The sequence below is a fragment of the Nocardia sp. NPDC019395 genome (assembly GCF_040632335.1).
Lineage (GTDB): Bacteria > Actinomycetota > Actinomycetes > Mycobacteriales > Mycobacteriaceae > Nocardia.
The window spans coordinates 113,108-129,152 of record NZ_JBEYBT010000010.1; the positions used below are offsets into that span (position 1 = coordinate 113,108).

At 65.5% G+C, this 16,045-nt stretch carries 15 protein-coding genes; 12 read left to right on the forward strand and 3 right to left on the reverse strand.

The window, feature by feature from the left end:
* The first annotated feature begins 72 nt into the window (after nucleotides 1-72).
* The 6 genes from ABZ827_RS21660 to ABZ827_RS21685 all read left to right on the forward strand — a co-directional run bounded on the left by ABZ827_RS21660 (nucleotide 73) and on the right by ABZ827_RS21685 (nucleotide 5,900).
* Nucleotides 73-1,203, forward strand: coding sequence for an acetyl-CoA C-acyltransferase (locus tag ABZ827_RS21660; protein ID WP_357239300.1), 1,131 nt, complete (start codon nucleotides 73-75; stop codon nucleotides 1,201-1,203).
* Nucleotides 1,204-1,300: 97 nt separating this feature from the next.
* Nucleotides 1,301-2,065 carry an SDR family NAD(P)-dependent oxidoreductase gene (locus ABZ827_RS21665; protein WP_357239303.1) on the forward strand — a complete coding sequence of 255 codons (765 nt, stop codon included), beginning with the start codon at nucleotides 1,301-1,303 and terminating at the stop codon, nucleotides 2,063-2,065.
* A gap of 8 nt (nucleotides 2,066-2,073) precedes the next feature.
* Nucleotides 2,074-2,856, forward strand: a complete 783-nt coding sequence (locus ABZ827_RS21670; RefSeq protein ID WP_357239306.1) for an enoyl-CoA hydratase-related protein — start codon at nucleotides 2,074-2,076, stop codon at nucleotides 2,854-2,856.
* Between the two features lie 11 nt (nucleotides 2,857-2,867).
* The gene (locus ABZ827_RS21675; RefSeq protein WP_357239309.1) at nucleotides 2,868-3,665 is read left to right on the forward strand and encodes an enoyl-CoA hydratase-related protein; all 798 of its coding nucleotides are present in this window, start codon (nucleotides 2,868-2,870) and stop codon (nucleotides 3,663-3,665) included.
* Nucleotides 3,666-3,696: 31 nt separating this feature from the next.
* The gene (locus ABZ827_RS21680; RefSeq protein WP_357239312.1) at nucleotides 3,697-4,848 is read left to right on the forward strand and encodes an acyl-CoA dehydrogenase family protein; all 1,152 of its coding nucleotides are present in this window, start codon (nucleotides 3,697-3,699) and stop codon (nucleotides 4,846-4,848) included.
* Nucleotides 4,845-5,900 carry an acyl-CoA dehydrogenase family protein gene (locus ABZ827_RS21685; RefSeq protein WP_357239315.1) on the forward strand — a complete coding sequence of 352 codons (1,056 nt, stop codon included), beginning with the start codon at nucleotides 4,845-4,847 and terminating at the stop codon, nucleotides 5,898-5,900. The genes ABZ827_RS21680 and ABZ827_RS21685 overlap by 4 nt, the downstream gene beginning before the upstream one ends.
* A 134-nt stretch (nucleotides 5,901-6,034) precedes the next feature.
* Here ABZ827_RS21685 and ABZ827_RS21690 read toward each other — a convergent pair whose 3' ends face one another.
* A complete protein-coding gene (locus ABZ827_RS21690) occupies nucleotides 6,035-6,364 on the reverse strand; it encodes a hypothetical protein (RefSeq protein WP_357239318.1) in 330 nt (109 codons plus the stop codon).
* A 45-nt stretch (nucleotides 6,365-6,409) separates the two neighbouring features.
* Nucleotides 6,410-6,742: a hypothetical protein gene (locus ABZ827_RS21695; RefSeq protein WP_357239321.1), complete on the reverse strand. Its 333-nt coding sequence runs from the start codon at nucleotides 6,740-6,742 to the stop codon at nucleotides 6,410-6,412.
* A gap of 764 nt (nucleotides 6,743-7,506) precedes the next feature.
* On the opposite strand from ABZ827_RS21695, the gene ABZ827_RS21700 reads away from it, so the two are divergent.
* From ABZ827_RS21700 to ABZ827_RS21725, 6 genes are all read left to right on the forward strand, one after another.
* The gene (locus tag ABZ827_RS21700) at nucleotides 7,507-7,809 is read left to right on the forward strand and encodes a 2Fe-2S iron-sulfur cluster-binding protein (protein WP_357239324.1); all 303 of its coding nucleotides are present in this window, start codon (nucleotides 7,507-7,509) and stop codon (nucleotides 7,807-7,809) included.
* A complete protein-coding gene (locus ABZ827_RS21705; protein WP_357239328.1) occupies nucleotides 7,806-9,077 on the forward strand; it encodes an FAD-dependent oxidoreductase in 1,272 nt (423 codons plus the stop codon). The genes ABZ827_RS21700 and ABZ827_RS21705 overlap by 4 nt, the downstream gene beginning before the upstream one ends.
* A complete protein-coding gene (locus ABZ827_RS21710; RefSeq protein ID WP_357239331.1) occupies nucleotides 9,074-9,568 on the forward strand; it encodes an HtaA domain-containing protein in 495 nt (164 codons plus the stop codon). The genes ABZ827_RS21705 and ABZ827_RS21710 overlap by 4 nt, the downstream gene beginning before the upstream one ends.
* 338 nt (nucleotides 9,569-9,906) lie before the next feature.
* Entirely contained in the window at nucleotides 9,907-11,619 is a 1,713-nt protein-coding gene (locus ABZ827_RS21715) for an FAD-dependent oxidoreductase (RefSeq protein WP_357239334.1), read from the forward strand.
* Nucleotides 11,616-13,862 carry a molybdopterin-dependent oxidoreductase gene (locus tag ABZ827_RS21720; protein ID WP_357239337.1) on the forward strand — a complete coding sequence of 749 codons (2,247 nt, stop codon included), beginning with the start codon at nucleotides 11,616-11,618 and terminating at the stop codon, nucleotides 13,860-13,862. Before ABZ827_RS21715 ends, ABZ827_RS21720 begins: the two co-directional genes overlap by 4 nt.
* 98 nt (nucleotides 13,863-13,960) lie before the next feature.
* Nucleotides 13,961-14,605 carry a TetR/AcrR family transcriptional regulator gene (locus ABZ827_RS21725; RefSeq protein WP_357239340.1) on the forward strand — a complete coding sequence of 215 codons (645 nt, stop codon included), beginning with the start codon at nucleotides 13,961-13,963 and terminating at the stop codon, nucleotides 14,603-14,605.
* A gap of 300 nt (nucleotides 14,606-14,905) precedes the next feature.
* Here ABZ827_RS21725 and ABZ827_RS21730 read toward each other — a convergent pair whose 3' ends face one another.
* Nucleotides 14,906-16,003 (reverse strand): CaiB/BaiF CoA-transferase family protein, encoded by a 1,098-nt coding sequence (locus ABZ827_RS21730; protein WP_357239343.1) that lies wholly within the window; start codon nucleotides 16,001-16,003, stop codon nucleotides 14,906-14,908.
* Between the last annotated feature and the right edge of the window lie 42 nt (nucleotides 16,004-16,045).

The following is a 16,045-nucleotide window of genomic DNA, read 5'->3' on the forward strand; positions in this document are numbered from 1 at the left end:
CGCGACATATGGTGTCATCTCGGGAATATAATTAGTTAAACAACCAACAAAAATTCGGTACAGGAGAAACTGATGCGAGACGCGGTCATCGTCGATGCGGTGCGGACGCCGATCGGCAAACGGAAGGGCGCTCTGGCCGAGATCCACCCCGGAGATCTCTCGGCCGCCGTGCTCCGCGCGCTCGCCGAGCGCAACGGCTTCGATCCCGCCGTCATCGACGACGTCATCTGGGGCTGTGTCAGCCAGGTCTCCGAGCAGGCGAGCAATATCGGCCGCAACGCGGTACTGGCGGCCGGCTGGCCCGAAAGCGTCCCGGCCACGACAGTGACCCGGGCCTGTGGTTCGAGTCAGCAAACGGTCAGCTTCGCGGCTGCGGGGGTGATAGCGGGACACTACGATTTCGCTGTCGCCGGCGGCGTCGAATCGATGACCCGGGTCCCGATGGGCAGTGCGGCACAAGGTTCTCAGGCGATTCCCGCCGCGGTGCTGGAGCGCTACGGCGTCGAAGGCTTCAACCAGGGCGTCGGTGCGGAGATGATCGCCGAGCGGTGGGGGTTCTCCCGCACCGTGCTGGACGAGTACGCCCTGCGTTCGCATGAACTCGCAGCCGCCGCCGTGGATGCCGGGGCATTCGCCTCGCAACTGGTACCGATCGGTGGCCTGGAGTCCGATGAGGGTATCCGCCGGGGCGGCTCGCTCGAGAAGCTCGCGACGCTGCCGACGCCTTTCAAAGCGGACGGCGTCATCTCGGCCGGCAACGCCTCGCAGATCTCCGACGGCGCGGGCGCGTTGTTGCTGACCTCCTCCGATACTGCCCGGGCCCACGGGCTCACGCCCCTGGCGCGGATCCACACCGCTGTTGTCGCCGGTGATGATCCGGTGATCATGCTGACGGCGCCGATCCGGGCGACCGAACTGGCGCTGAAGAAATCGGGGCTCGCGATCGACGATATCGGCGCGTTCGAGGTCAATGAGGCGTTCGCGCCGGTTCCACTGGCCTGGCTGGCCGAGACCGGTGCCCAGGCGGACCGGATGAACCCGCTGGGCGGGGCCATCGCCGTAGGCCACCCCCTCGGCGGCTCGGGGGCCATCCTGATGACCCGGCTGGTGCATCACATGCGCGCCAACGGTATCCGGTACGGACTGCAAACCATGTGCGAGGCCGGCGGCCTGGCAAACGCCACCATCCTCGAATTGCTCTGAGCCACCCACAGGCCGTCGTCGTGGCGGCCACACCCTCGGCTTCCCGCAGGGAAACACAAGTTCGGCGCGCCGCGCGCGCCGCTGATAGGAGAACAGCATGCAGGTGAACGGATCCCTATTCGCAGTGACGGGCGGAGCGTCCGGCCTCGGCCTGGCCACGGCGACGCGCTTGATCGATGGCGGCGCCAAGGTGGCACTCATCGACCTCCCCACCTCCGACGGTGCCGCGGTAGCCGCGAAACTGGGCGACAACGCGCTGTTCGCGCCCGGTGATGTGACCGACGAGACTTCCTTCGCCGCAGCGCTGGACACGGCCGAAGCCGTGGGCCCGCTGAAGGGCGTCGTGCATTGTGCCGGGGCCGGTCGCCGGCTCCGGTTGCTCGACAAAGAGGGCAACCCGGGCTCTCTCGAGGACTTCGAGTTCGTCATCAGGTTGAATCTGGTCGGTACCTTCAATGCACTCCGGCTCGGCGCGGCACGGATGGCCAAGCACGAGGCGGTCGCCGGTGAGCGCGGTGCCATCGTCCTCACTGCCTCCGTGGCGGCGTACGAGGGCCAGATCGGGCAGATTCCCTACACCGCCTCCAAGGCCGGCATTGTCGGCATGACGCTCACCGCCGCGCGCGACCTCGCCAGCAAGGGCATCCGTGTCTGCGCGATCGCACCGGGAATCATGGATACACCGCTGCTGGGCCGGCTTCGCGAGGATGTCCGCGCGAGCCTGGCGGAAAGCGTCCCGAATCCGCGCAGGCTCGGGACACCCGACGAGTTCGCCCATCTGGCCGGCCACATTCTGGAGAACGCGTACCTCAACGGCGAGACCATCCGTCTCGACGGCGCCCTCCGCATGGCACCGCGGTAGGTATCGGCGTGGCTGATCTGGAGTACACCGTGGAGGACGGTGTCGGCACCATCCTGCTGAACCGTCCGGAAGTGAAGAACGCGTTCACGCTGGAGATGATCGAGGCGTGGGCCGCCGCACTGCGTTCCGCGCGCACCGATCCCGACGTACGTGTCGTGGTCCTCACCGGCGCCGGCGACGCATTCTGCTCCGGTGTCGATCTTTCCGTCCTGGAGGCAGTGGGCGATGAGCCGCTGGCCTTGAAAGCCATGCTGACAGACGGAGTGCACGAAGTGGCGCGGGCGGTCGACGAGTTGTCCAAGCCCCTGATCGCCGCTGTCAACGGTGTGGCCGTCGGTGCCGGTATGGATATGGCCCTCATGTGCGATATCCGGGTGCTGGCGCAGTCGGCGCGGATGTCCGAGGGTTACATTCGCGTCGGCTTGGTCCCGGGCGACGGGGGTTGTTACTACCTGCCCCGCCTTGTCGGTATGGCGAAGGCACTGGAGCTGCTGTGGACCGGCGACTTCGTGGACGCGGACGAAGCGCTGCGAATCGGCCTGGCCACCAAGGTCCACGCCGATGCCGAATTTACCGAGGCGTACCGGGCGTTCGCGTCCCGGCTCGCCCAGCAGCCACCGGTCAATGTCGCGATGATCAAGCGCGCTGCGCAGCAGTCGGCCGATACCGATCTGCGCACCGCACTGGACCTCATTTCGTCCCATTTCGCCGTCGTCCACGGAACACGGGATTCCCAGGAAGCCCGAACGGCTCTGCGTGAGCGACGCCCACCAGTGTTCGAAGGCCGTTGAGGGGCACAGACATGACAACGAACTCATCGGACCCGGTGCTGCTCACGTCGGCACTCGGCGTCACCACGATCACGTTGAACCGCCCGGAGCGCAAGAACGCGATCGACGAATCCATGTGGCGCACGCTCACCGGTCTGTTGCAGCAGATCCGCAACGACGCCGGCACCCGCGTGGTCGTACTACAAGGCGCCGGAGGCGATTTCTGCGCCGGTGCCGACGTCGCCAAGAGCACACACGACGAACATCCGATTCCGCGTTTGCGCCGGATCGGCGACGTCGCTCACGCGCTGTTCGAGCTGCCGATGCCGGTGATCGCCAAGGTGGACGGAGTGGCGGCGGGCGCCGGCTGCAACATGGCACTGGCCTGCGATATCGTCATCGCCTCCGAGCGTGGCCGGTTCTCCGAAATCTTCAGTCGCCGTGGGCTGTCCATAGATTTCGGTGGCTCGTGGCTGCTGCCGCGGATCGTCGGCCTCCAACAGGCCAAGCGGCTTGCGCTGCTGGCCGAGGTGATCGGCGCGGCCGAGGCGTATCGTCTGGGAATGGTGACCTGGGTGCAGCCCGTCGACCAGCTGGACGAATTCGTCGCCGATATCGCGCAGCGGCTGGCCGCCCTGCCGCCCATCGCGCTCGAGCAGACCAAAGCCCTCATGAACGCGGGCATGGATATCGACCTGCCCACCGCGATCCGCAACGAGACCGCCGCCCAGGCGGTCAATTTCGCGACCGAGGACGCGCCCGCCGCGTTCCGGGCATTCCTGGACAAAACCGATCCGCCGCACTACACCGGCCGCTGGGCAGTGCGATGACGGCGAACGGCCCGATCGTTGGAAGGCATCGATGGATTTCCTGACGTTGTCGCCGGTACCGCTCCCGGCGGACCTGGTGAAGTTGCGGCACGAGGTTCGAGCGTTCCTGCACGACGAGATCGCGGCGGGCCGGATCACCGCGCACTGCGACCAATGGCTCGCGGGCTGGGACCCCGGTTTCAGCCGGCGGCTGGGCAGCCGGGGCTGGATCGGTATGGCCTTTCCGGAGAGGTACGGCGGCTCGGACCGCGGGGCGCTCGCGCGATTCGTGGTCACCGAGGAGCTGCTCGCCGCCGGCGCGCCGGTCGCCGCACACTGGATCGCCGACCGGCAGTCCGGGCAGGCGCTGATGAACTTCGGGACCGAGGAGCAGCGCCGGACCTTCCTGCCTCGGATCGCCCGCGGGGAATGCTATTTCGCCATCGGGATGAGTGAACCCGATACCGGCTCGGATCTGGCCTCGGTGCGCACCCGCGCTACCCGGGTCGAGGGTGGCTGGAAGCTCGACGGCACCAAAATCTGGACCAGCGGCGCCCATCATGCCCATGCCATGATCGCCCTGGTCCGTACCGCGCCGCGCGACGAGAACCGGCATGCCGGTCTGACCCAGGTCATCGTGGAACTGCCCGATCCGAGCGTCCAGGTTCGACCGATCAATCTGCTGACCGGTGAGCACCATTTCAACGAAGTGGTATTCCAGGACACTTTCGTGCCCGATTCCCGAGTTCTGGGTGAGCCCGGTGCCGGCTGGAAGCAGGTCACCAGCGAGCTCGCGCACGAGCGCAGCGGACCCGAACGTATCCTGTCCACTTTTCCGCTCCTGGTGGAGGCGCTGCGCGCGCTGGCCGACCGCGGGGCGACCGTGGATCGTGTCCGGCTGGGGGAACTCGTCGCGCGATTGTGGTCGCTGCGGCAGATGTCGCTCGCGGTGGCCGGGCGACTCGAGCACGGTCGCGACCCCGCCGTGGCCGCGGCGATCGTCAAAGACCTCGGGACGCAATTCGAGGGCACGCTGATCGATGCCGTCCGGCTGATGGTCGGAGTCGAACCCGATCTCGGTTCGCCCCATCGATTGCCGCGGATGATGGCCGAAGCCATCCTGCACAGCCCAGGATTCACGCTGCGCGGGGGTACCAACGAGATCCTGCGCGGGATCGTAGCGAAGACATTGAGGGTGTCATGAGCGATTTCATCGAGGCGCTTACCCAGGCGGTGACCGACGCATGTAGCAGGCACCCGGAATCGGGCGCGGGTAGCGCAGGCTGGAACGAGCCACTGTGGGCGGCACTCGAACAGATCGGCGTCACGCTCCTGTCCGTCGCCGAAGAACGGGGTGGCGCGGGAGGCGACCTGCTCACGGCCGCCGCGGTACTGGAGGTGCTCGGCGCGCACTCCGCCACGGTGCCGTTCGCGGAGACCGCACTCCAGGCGGGCTGGCAGCTCGCCGAGAGCGGCGTGACCATCCCGGCCGGGCCGATGACGGCCGCTGTCGGCGGACCGGAGGTCGAGCTCGCCCGAGTGCCGGACGGCTGGGTCCTGGACGGGAAGATCGCCCGGGTGCCCTGGGCGCGGTACGCCCGCCACCTGGTACTGCTCGTCGGGCGAAACGTCGTGCTTCTCCGTCGTGGGGAGATCGACGTCCGAACCGGTAGCAACCTGGCGGGGGAGCCGCGCGACGACGTGATCTTCGATCGCATCCCGGTCCAGGCAGACCGGATTCACCCGCTGCCCGAGGACTCACCGGTCGATGCGCGGCTGTTCACGGCGCGGGGCGCCTTCGGCCGATCGGCGCTGATGGCCGGCGCCGCTCGCCGGTCGCTGGAGATGTCGTTGTCCTACGCAGCCGACCGGCACCAGTTCGGCCGCGCGCTCGACCAGTTCCAGGCGGTGCAGCAGCAGCTCGCGGGCATGGCCGGCGAGGTCCTGGTGTGCAAGGTGGTGGCCGAGTCGGCGGCGCAAGCGCTCGACGAGGGCTCGTCGTGGCAGACGGCGATCGCGGCCGCCAAGACAGCCGCCGGGGACTCGGCGGGCAAGGTTGCCAAGATCGCGCACCAGATTCATGGCGCGATCGGATTCACCGAGGAGCACGACCTGCGGCAGTCCACCACAAGGATCTGGAGCTGGCGCGACGAGTTCGGCAGTGTCGGTGAGTCTGCCGAGGAGCTCGGAGCCTTGGTCGCGGCGGCCGGTGCCGACGGAATCTGGCCGCTTCTGGTCGACCGGCCGATCCCATAGTTCGCCAGTGGCGAGTCACCGGTACACCGGCGATGAGTACGTAGGCGTCCGAGCCGGCGCCTCCCCGGCGACAGGCATTATCACCTGTCGCCGGGGGCGATCACGTCGCTACTTCTGTTGCCTTCGCGGCGTGCTCAGTCAATCGGAATGTAGACGACCCGGGGGATTTCGAATTTTTCGACGTAATCCGAGATGACATTCGCCGCGCGGCGATCGTCGCCACCGAGATACTTGACGTTCTCCGAGTTGAAGTCGCCGTCCAGGCTCACGCCCCATACGAAACGCCGGCCGGGTATGTCTGCTACCGCGAATTCGACCTTGAAACCGGCCGCCTCGCGAAGCTTGACGATCTTCCTCCAATTGTGGAGGAACTCGTGCCATCTTCCGGGCTTCACTTCATAGACCTTCAGTTCGACAGTAGGCCCGTGCTCCAGTTCTTCCAGAGTTTTCGCGGGGTTACTCACCGAGACCTCTCATTTCGTTCGATACGTACGAAGACCTGGTGTGGGTCACGACAATCCCGGCAATTGTCCGGGTGAGGCAGCGAGGGCGTCGTACCGCGTTCCCGACCACAGGCAATGGACGAACTCGGGGTATTTACCCAGGTAGAAGCGGTTCGTCAGATCGAAATCCTTGTCGTATCGATGGACCCAGATCAGTCGATGATTGGCAACGTCGGCGGCGGCGAAGACTACCTTGAACCCCTCGGGTCTGTAGTCGTGAAAAACATCCTGGAAGACTTCGACTGCTTCGGCCATGCGTCCTTGCTGCACGTTGTAGATCATTACTTCGGTCGTCGATCCATCGTCGACCAGCCCGAATTCCTCGGGTCGAAACTCCATGATCAGCCTCTCGGTGTCCGGCGCATTTCGTTGTGGTGGCGCACGACCGCAGAAAGAAGCCGAGGTATCGGATATCGGATTGGCTGAGGCAATGAGGGCGGCCCGGCTTCCTTGTCTGGAGTTGACTGCTCGGTTCGGGCTACCGTCGGCGCCGCATCAACCGTCCGGGGCCTCGGCTCCCGTCGGGATCGATTACAGCAGGGGCGCAAGCAATGAAACGGAACAAGAGGAAGTTTGTCAACAAGCAATTTATGCTGCCGCGTAGGTGTGCGCGGCCTGGCCTCAATGGCCGTCGGCTCGCGACAGCGGGGTGCGCTCTTCTTGTCCGGGGTGGCGTCGATCGTGCAGCGCCAGATCGGAGTTCGGTGTCGAGGTTCGGCCTTCCGGGGATGTCGGGTGACTTTCGCCGGCTGCGTTGGCGATGTCGGAGAGCGCCGAGAAGGTAGTTTGAGTGTTGACAAGCAAACATTCCTGCCTTAGAAAGATTGTGGCGGAGGTTACTGTCGCGCCCTTGCATCCGAGGAGTCCTCAATGACGATGACAGTGCTCTCGGTCGTCGTCCGTGGAAGTTTCGGCGTGGGCGGGTTCGGGCCGGAAGCCGATCTGCTCGGATACGGCTGGACGTCCCCGGGTGCAGCCGAGCGCCGTGGCGGAGCTTGCCCTGACCATGAACCCGCTGCGTCGTCGACTCTGGAGAGCGGCGGTACGCATCGCGCGCCCCATTCCCCTTACGGCGTGTTCCGCCGATGATTGGAGCCCACTCAATGACCAAAATAACTTTCCACCTGCCCGGCCAGGAGCGAGTAGTCGCGGGGGAGGCGGGCAAGACCATCATGCAAGTTGCCGTCCAGGCCGGGATTCCCGGGATCGTGGGCGAATGCGGTGGTGATATGTCGTGTGCGACATGCCATGTCTACTGCGCGGACCAGACCGGTTTCAAGCCGGCCTCGGCCGACGAGCAGGACCTGCTCGAGCTGGTGGACGACCTGCGTGACAGCAGTCGGCTGAGCTGCCAGATGAAGTTGACCGAGACGATCGCAGAGGTATCCGTCGAGGTCCCGGAATGAGCCGCTCCGCTCGGTCCGGGTCACGTGACCGCGGTGCTTTCGATGTCCTGATCGTCGGAGCGGGGCACGCCGGCGTCCAAGTGGCCGCATCGCTCGCACATTCCTTCGAGGGCAGCATTGGTGTCCTCTCGGGAGAACTGTGCGAGCCATACGAAAAGCCGCCGCTGACAAAGGGGTTCCTGAACGGCGCTGTCACCGAGTCTGAACTGCTGCTCAGGCCCTCGGCATTCTGGCAGGAGTCCGGCGTGACCCTGCTGCTCGACCGGCGGGTGGCGACGGTCGACCCCGATGCGCATGTGGTGGTCACTGTCCAGGGCGAGCGATTCGGCTACGGCCGTCTCGTGTGGGCCGCCGGGGCGGACCCGATCCGGATCGGCCTCCCCGGCGTCGATCTCCCGGGAGTGCACGAGCTCCGGACCCTGGAAGACACGGTGCGGTTCCGGGCCGAGATCCGTCCCGGGAAGAAGGTCGTGGTCATCGGCGGGGGGTATGTCGGCCTGGAGGCCGCGAGCGCCTGTGTCAAGCTCGGCGCGGAGGTGACCATCGTGGAGGCGCGCTCCCGCCTGCTTGCGAGGGTGACCGGCGCGGAGGTCGCCGAGTACGTATTGCGCCGGCACCTCGACCACGGCGCCCATGTGGAGTTGGATGCAGCTGTCACCGGCATTGCCGAGACCGATGGTCGAGCCGGCGGGGTTCTCCTGAGCGATGGCCGGGACATCCCGGCCGACGTGGTCTTGGTCTCGGTGGGAATTCAACCGAATACCGGCGTCCTCGCCGCGGCCGGTGCGCGCTGCAGTAACGGCATCGAAGTGGATCTGCAGGGCCGAACCAGTCTTCCCGATGTTTACGCTGCCGGTGACTGCACCTGCTTTCCTGGCGACGACGGTGGATCGGTACGTCTGGAATCGCTGCAGAACGCAGTGGAGCAGGGCGAAATCGTCGCAAAATCGATCATGGGTGAGGACGCGACCTACGGTGTGGTTCCGTACTTCTGGTCGAACCAGTACGACATCAAGATCAAAACAATCGGTTTGTTCACCGAGCACGACGAGACCATCGTGCGAACCGGCTCCGGCTCCAGTGCCTTCTCGGTCGTCTACCTCCGCAATGGCCGGGTGTGCGCAGTCGATTCCATCAACGCGATGAAGGACTACGTCGACGCCAGACAGGTACTCGGCGCCCGGATCGCGCCGAGTGCCGTGCTCGACCCTGCGGTCCGATTGCGTGACGCGATCGTCGCGGACCCGGCCGGAGACGTCCCGTCGTGAGCGATCCCGCGCCCGGCGAGACGATTCGGTACGGCGCCCTGCGGTGGGCCGTCCGGAGCAGCTTCCGCGCCTACGTTGCCGCATTGTCCGACGGCAAGGAGCGAGTCGGTGACGGTGCGCGGGTGGGAGACGACGGCCGTATAGTCTTTACGCCCGCACCGGCAGACTCGGTGCTGGGCCGCGGTCGAGACACTTACGCGTTCCGCGGGACACTCGCCTTCACGGGGCATTCGGGCGTGCTGTCGGTCGAGTTCCGTGACCCGCACGTGCACATGGTTGCCGGTGGTCGCAGTACGGTCTCGGTGGCGCCGCCTTCCGGTCGAACGGGGGAGCGATCGGAAATCGCTGCGTTCGTCGGTTGGGAGGGTTCGGATCGGCGCTTGATTGTGCCGCGGCCACGGCTGACCTGGTTCGGGACGATGATGCTGGGTGACGTGTACGAGGTGGGGGATCTACTCGATCCGATCGAGATCGCGTTCACGGGGGCGTAGGCGCGGCGAGACAGGCGACTGCGAGCCGAAGCTGCGGCGCCGACCTATCCATCACGCAGGAACCTCCGGGGCGGCCGGTTGCGTCGGATCGTGAAAGTAGCTGCTGCCGAGAGCGTTTCGAAACCGGGTGGGGGGCTTCATTCCGAACCTCGCGGGCTGGTCCGGCAGTGGTCCGAGCGCAAGGCTTCAGGCGAAGCGCATTGATACACAAAAGATTGTTCGTTGACAAACTAACATCATCATGGTCTTCTGAAGGCTCATGAGATGTTCATCACCACCGCAGCCGAGCGTTGAACGCTCGTTGCGCTGTTGGAGAATCCCCGAAGGTGGTTGAGCGCGTGCCTTACGTGATCACGGCAGGTTGTTGCAATGACGCCGCGTGTGTCGAGGTCTGCCCCGTCGACGCGATCCGGCCACGTCCCGAGGACCCGGAGTTCCGAACCGCCGAGCAGCTGTACATCGACCCGGACACCTGCATCGATTGTTCGGCCTGCATGTTCGCCTGCCCGGTGTCGGCCGTCCATGATGCGTTCGAGCTGCCCGAGGACCTTTCGGAATATTTAGCGATCAATGCCGGCTACTTCGAGGCCGCGCCCATCGACCGGCGCTATTTCGATATCGGTCCGGTGGCGTCGGCGACCGCACCGGTGGCGGCGCGAGTCGCGGTCATCGGCGCCGGGCCGGCGGCCTGCTACGCCGTCGCCGAACTCTGCCGTACCGAGGGTATCCAGATCACCGTCTTCGACCGCCTGCCCACCCCGTTCGGTCTGGTGCGGTCGGGCGTCGCACCCGACCACTCGAATACCAAGCAGATCGGTGATGTGTTCCAGTCGGTGCTCGCGCATCCGAACGTAACCTGCTACTTCAACGTGGAAGTCGGCCGGGATATCGGTCTGGACGACCTGCGGCGGAGCCACCACGCCGTCATCTACGCCGCGGGGGCCGACGGTGACCGGATGCTCGGCATCGACGGCGAGGAACTCGCCGGATCGTGCTCGGCGCGTGAGTTCGTGTCGTGGTACAACGGCCATCCGGACTTCGCCGACCTCCGGTACGACCTGATTGCGGATACCGCTGTTGTCGTCGGCAACGGCAATGTCGCACTGGATGTCGCGCGCACGCTGGTCGGCCCGATTGCCGCACTCGAGACGACAGATATGGCTGATCACGCGATCGCCGCGTTGCGGGGCAGCGCGGTGGAGACGGTGGTGATCGCCGCGCGGCGCGGTCCCGCCGAGGCGGCCTGTACCAGTGGTGAACTCTCGGAGTTGTGCCGGTTGCCCGGGGTGGCGGTCGCGGCGATACCCGAGGAGGTGGCCCGGCTGAGTCGAAGTGGATATCCGGCCGGTAGCGCCGAAGCACGCAAGGTCGAGATCTTCGGCCGCTTGCCGGATGCGCGGCGGCCGGCGGAAGCCGGAGTCAAGCGGGTCGTCTTCCGGTTCGGCGCCGTGCCACTGCGTATCAATGGTCAGGAGCGAGTTGATTCGATCTCGTTCGGCCGGGCCGGAGTTTCACACGCCTCCACAGAAACCATCGAATGTGGGCTGGTGATTCGGTCGGTCGGGTACACCATATCCCGGTTTGCCGGCCTGCCCTTCGACGACTCGACGCGCACCATCGCGAACCGGGCCGGCCGGGTGGTGCAGGAGAAGTCAGGGGAGGTGCTGCCGGGGTTGTTCTGTGTGGGTTGGGCCAAGCGCGGGCCGTCCGGGGTGATCGGCACGAACAAGGTCTGTGCACGCGAAACAGTCGGCGCGCTGCTCGACGATCTGAACTCCGGAGGGCTGCCCGAACCCGATGTCGAGCCCGGTGATATCGGCCGGATGATTCGATCGAGACGGTCCGACGTTATCGATATGGACGATTGGCGGACCATCGATGCCGAGGAGCGAAAGGCCGGCCGCGCCGCCGTCCCCCCGAAACCTCGCCGGAAGCTTGTGAGTCTGGATCGAATGCTCCGGATTGTGAATGGCGGGGATCCCGGAGCGGATGATTTCGGATGGCCGGGCAATGGTTCATGCGGTGCTCGAGAGTCGGAGATCAAAAAATGAACGGTCTCCATTCGAACCTGCCTGCCGCACCGGGACATATCCACGACGCCGGTAACCCGCAGCATCGAGGGCCTCTGCGTTCGCAGGCCACCTACTGCCGGATATGTGAAGCCTGCTGCGGCCTGATCGCGGACGTTCGCGGAGACAGGCTCATCAGAGTTCACCCCGATGACGCACACCCGCATTCCCGTGGATTCTCGTGCGGTAAGCCCCAAGGCCTCGTAGAACTGACCTACGACCCGGATCGCATCACCACCCCGATGGTGCGCAACGGTCCGCCCGGGAGTTTCGTGCCGGTGACATGGGACGAAGCTCTCGACCGGTGCGCGGAACGCCTCTCTGCCATTCGTGACGAGTTCGGGCCCGAGGCCATCGCCCACTTACGCGGTAACCCTCCGTATTTCGAGTCGGGCGGCTTCTTGTGGGCCACCGGATTCTCCGCGGCGCTCGGTATCACAACCAGCTACACCGTCAACGCCGAGGACGGCGCCTCCCGGCTCGCAGCCAACGAAGCACTCTACGGCGATATCTCACGATTCCCGCGCCCGGATCTGTGGCGCACGAACCTGGCGATGATCATCGGCGCGAACCCGCTGGATGCGCGAAGCACTCGAGTGAGCGAACCACGGATCCGCGATGCTTTCGACTCCGTTGTGGCGCGCGGTGGGCGGGTACTGGTCGTCGATCCCCGCAGGACGAGAACAGCCCAGCGATACGAACACATCAGCATTCGGCCGGGCACGGACCCGTGGTTTCTCGTGGCCTTGTGCAAAACCATTCTGGAACTCAGTGATCAGCGGGCGCATGCCGAACTGGCAAGAACATTCGCGGGTTTCGACGAATTCGCTGCGCTCATGGCAGCATTCGATATCGACGATTGCGCTGAACACTGCGGCATCGAGCCGACCACTGTACTCGACGTGGCGCAAGAATTTCTTCGCTCCGAATCGGCAATCGTCTACGGAGGAACCGGCACCTGCGTGCAACGGTTCGGTACCCTGACGAACATATTGCTGGACTCGGTACTCGCAATCACCGGAAACGTCGACCGGGTCGGTGGGGTACTCGCGGGCTGGGCGGCCATCGACCTCGCACCCGGTCGGCCCGGTCCGAAGACCGGGATCAAGCGCAGTCGGGTCGAAGGGCGCCCCGAGGTCGGTGGCGGTCTACCCAGCGCAGCTCTCGCCGCAGATATCAGCACACCGGGGCCGGGCAAGATACGTGCCCTCGTGATGCGCGGATGCAACACCGTGCTGGCAAGCGGCGGCGGTGGGGAACGTCTCGAGAATGCCCTGGAGCAGCTGGACTTTTCCCTCGCGATCGATCTCTACGTGAACGAGACGAATCGGTACGCCGATGTGTTCCTCCCGGTCACGGCGATGTACGAGCGGGACGACTATCCGGTGACGACCGGCGACCTGCAACTCAGACCCACTGCTTACGCCACCCGAGCTGTGATCGAACCGGTGGGACTGGCGCGGGACGCGTGGTGGATTTTCGACGAGATCTCGCGCCGGATGGGACTGGGCGGCTCGTGTCCGGACAAAGAACTCGAACAGTTGGCAGAAGCGCGTGGTAGCCGGCCGACGCCGACCGACCTCATCAACCGGCTGCTGGAGAAGGGGCCGGGAGCCGGCCTCACCTTCGAGACCTTGGTGGAGGAGTTCCCCCACGGAGTAACCCTCCGCGAGACCTTGCCGGCCGGTCGTCTGACAGCGGACCTTCCGACACCGGACGGACGCGTACGACTGAATTCGGAGCAGCTCCGGTCCGAGATCGGCCGAATGCGTTCGTATCACGACTCCGACGAGACATGGCCACTACGCATGATCGGCCGACGGGAGAAGGGCTCGCAGAACACCTGGATGCACAATTCGGCGCGGCTTTATCCGGACGACTACCGGTTCGTTGCCTTCGTGCATCCGCGAGACGCGGAGGTATCGCAGGTACGGGACGGCGAGACAGTCCGTCTCGTATCGGCGGTCGGATCGATCGAAGTCCCGATCAAGGTCGTCGACGCTATTCGGCAAGGGGTCGTCAGCGTGCCCAACGGCTGGGGACACCGAGGCGGCTCCTGGCACCGATCGAATCGGTTCGCGGGCGCCAACACGAACGACCTCGTGGATCACACCGATGTCGAGGCGATAGCGGGAATGTCGATCATCAACGGCGTGCCCATTCGCATGGAGCCACTCGAAAAACCGGGTTCCGCAACAGGTCACGGTGATCAGCAGGCGCGATGAGGGCGACTGGTGCATCACCTACCCCGGCAGATCGGACGGCCACGCCGCGAAGGCTGCGGCCCTGAGAATTTTTCTTGTTGACCAACTATGATCGGGATATGGAAAGTAAGCAGGCGCTCAACGGCCATCAGGTGCGGTCTGAACGTTCTACCCGTCTTCTCCTACGGGCCGCCGGGGAACTCGTAGCCGAGGGCGGGTACCAGTCCATGACCCTGGCGACAGTCGGTGACCGGGCCGGATACAGCCGTAGTCTCGCGACTGCTCGCTTCGGTTCCAAAGCGAAGTTGCTCGAGGCGCTCGTCGAGGAAATCGTTGTCCGCTGGGATGTGGAGAAGGTCGAGCCCGAACTGCACGGGCTCAGCGGCCTCGATGCGCTACGCGTGATGTTGACGGAGATCAGGAATTCCTACGAGAAAAGCCCCAAGTCTCTCGAGATTCTCTACGCCCTCATCTTCGAGGCGGTCGGACCCGTTCCCGAGCTTCGTGACCGATTCGTAGAATTCCACCAGGGGCAGCGGTCCCGAATCGCGGCCTACATCCGGAGAGGGGTGGACGACGGTTCAGTCGTCGCCGATATCGACCCCGATCAACAGGCGGCCGCCATCGTCGCGCAACTGCGCGGCGTCGGATATCTCTGGAAGTTGGCTCCTTCCGATATCGATTCCGGCGCGGTACTCACCACATACATCAACCAGGTGATCTGCCACCTATCCGGCGCTCGGGAGCCGGTCGACCGTGTCTGAGGCGGGACAACGAAAGAATCTCATGCCGATCAACGATTCATCGACAGCGGCGCCGAGCGAAACCGAGGCCTCGTGTCCCGATCCGGCAACTGGGCCAGGGCCCGAATCGTCCGAAGCGGACACGGGCGGCAAGAGGCTCGGTCCGTCGGCCGCCCGGATTCTCGACGTATTGAACATCGAAGCCGTACGGCTCGATGGGGCCTCGCGGCACCGGGGGAGCTGATCAATCGGCGAAGGGCGTTGCCGGAGAACGCTATAGGGGCTGGATCCGCTGCGGACGCTTCAGCCCCCGGTGCGGCATCATCGCGTGGTCCACTCCGCAAGGATGGTGCCGGCGTCGGTTGGCTGCCGCGGCGGTGAGGCGGGAGTGCCGGGCTTCGTGCGTGAGAAGCGTGGCGCCGGGGCCGGCTGCACGATCCCATTGAGGTCTCTGACGACACCACGCATAACAATATGATCGTGCCGACCGGCTTCGTCGAAGGACAAGACCGGAGTGACGCACGCGTCGACCTCGGCGAAGACGTCTATCCAGTGCTGACGTGGCGCGGCCAGGAACGCCTCGGTCAACCGCGCGCGCACCGTCGGCCATCCGCTCCGGTCGTGCTGTTCGGGTAGGTCTTCGTCAGCAAGCCCCGTGCCCTCCAGGAGCCGACGGTAGAACTGTGGCTCCACCGCCCCGACTGCCATGTATCCGCCGTCGGAGCACTCGTATGTGTCGTAGAAGGGGGCGCCGCCATCCAGGAGGTTCTCGCCGCGGCCGCCGGTCCAGGCGCCGCCGCCGTGCATCGACCACAGCATGTGCGCAAGCAAGCTGGCACCGTCGATCATGGCAGCATCGATCACCTGACCGCTGCCCGAGCGCTCGCGTTCCCACAGCGCCGCCAGAATTCCGACGAGGAGCAGCATCGAGCCGCCGCCGTAGTCACCGATCAGATTGAGCGGTGGTACCGGCCGCTGACCGGCGCGTCCTACCGCGTTGAGGATGCCCCCGATCGCGATGTAGTTGATGTCGTGCCCGGCGCGGTCGGCCAGCGGGCCGTCCTGCCCCCATCCGGTCATCCGGCCGTAAACGAGGCGGGGGTTCACCCGTCGGCAATCCTCGGGTCCGATCCCGAGGCGCTCCGCGACTCCGGGGCGGTAACCCTCGATGAGCACATCTGCGCGGGCCACCAATTCGAAGACAGTCGCGCGATCCGCACTCGATTTGAGATCGGCGGTGATCGTGCGGCGTCCACGGAGTTGTTCATTGCGGCCATGCGTGCCCAGCCCGAACGGTGCGTCCGGGCGTTCGACGCGTACGACGTCGGCGCCCAGATCGGCGAGGATCATCGCCGCGTGCGGGCCCGGGCCGATACTGGCCAGTTCTACGATTCGGAGCCCGGCGAGTGGTCCGGTCATGACATGCCTCGTTTCGCCTGGAGGCGCTGGCCAACAGGTATG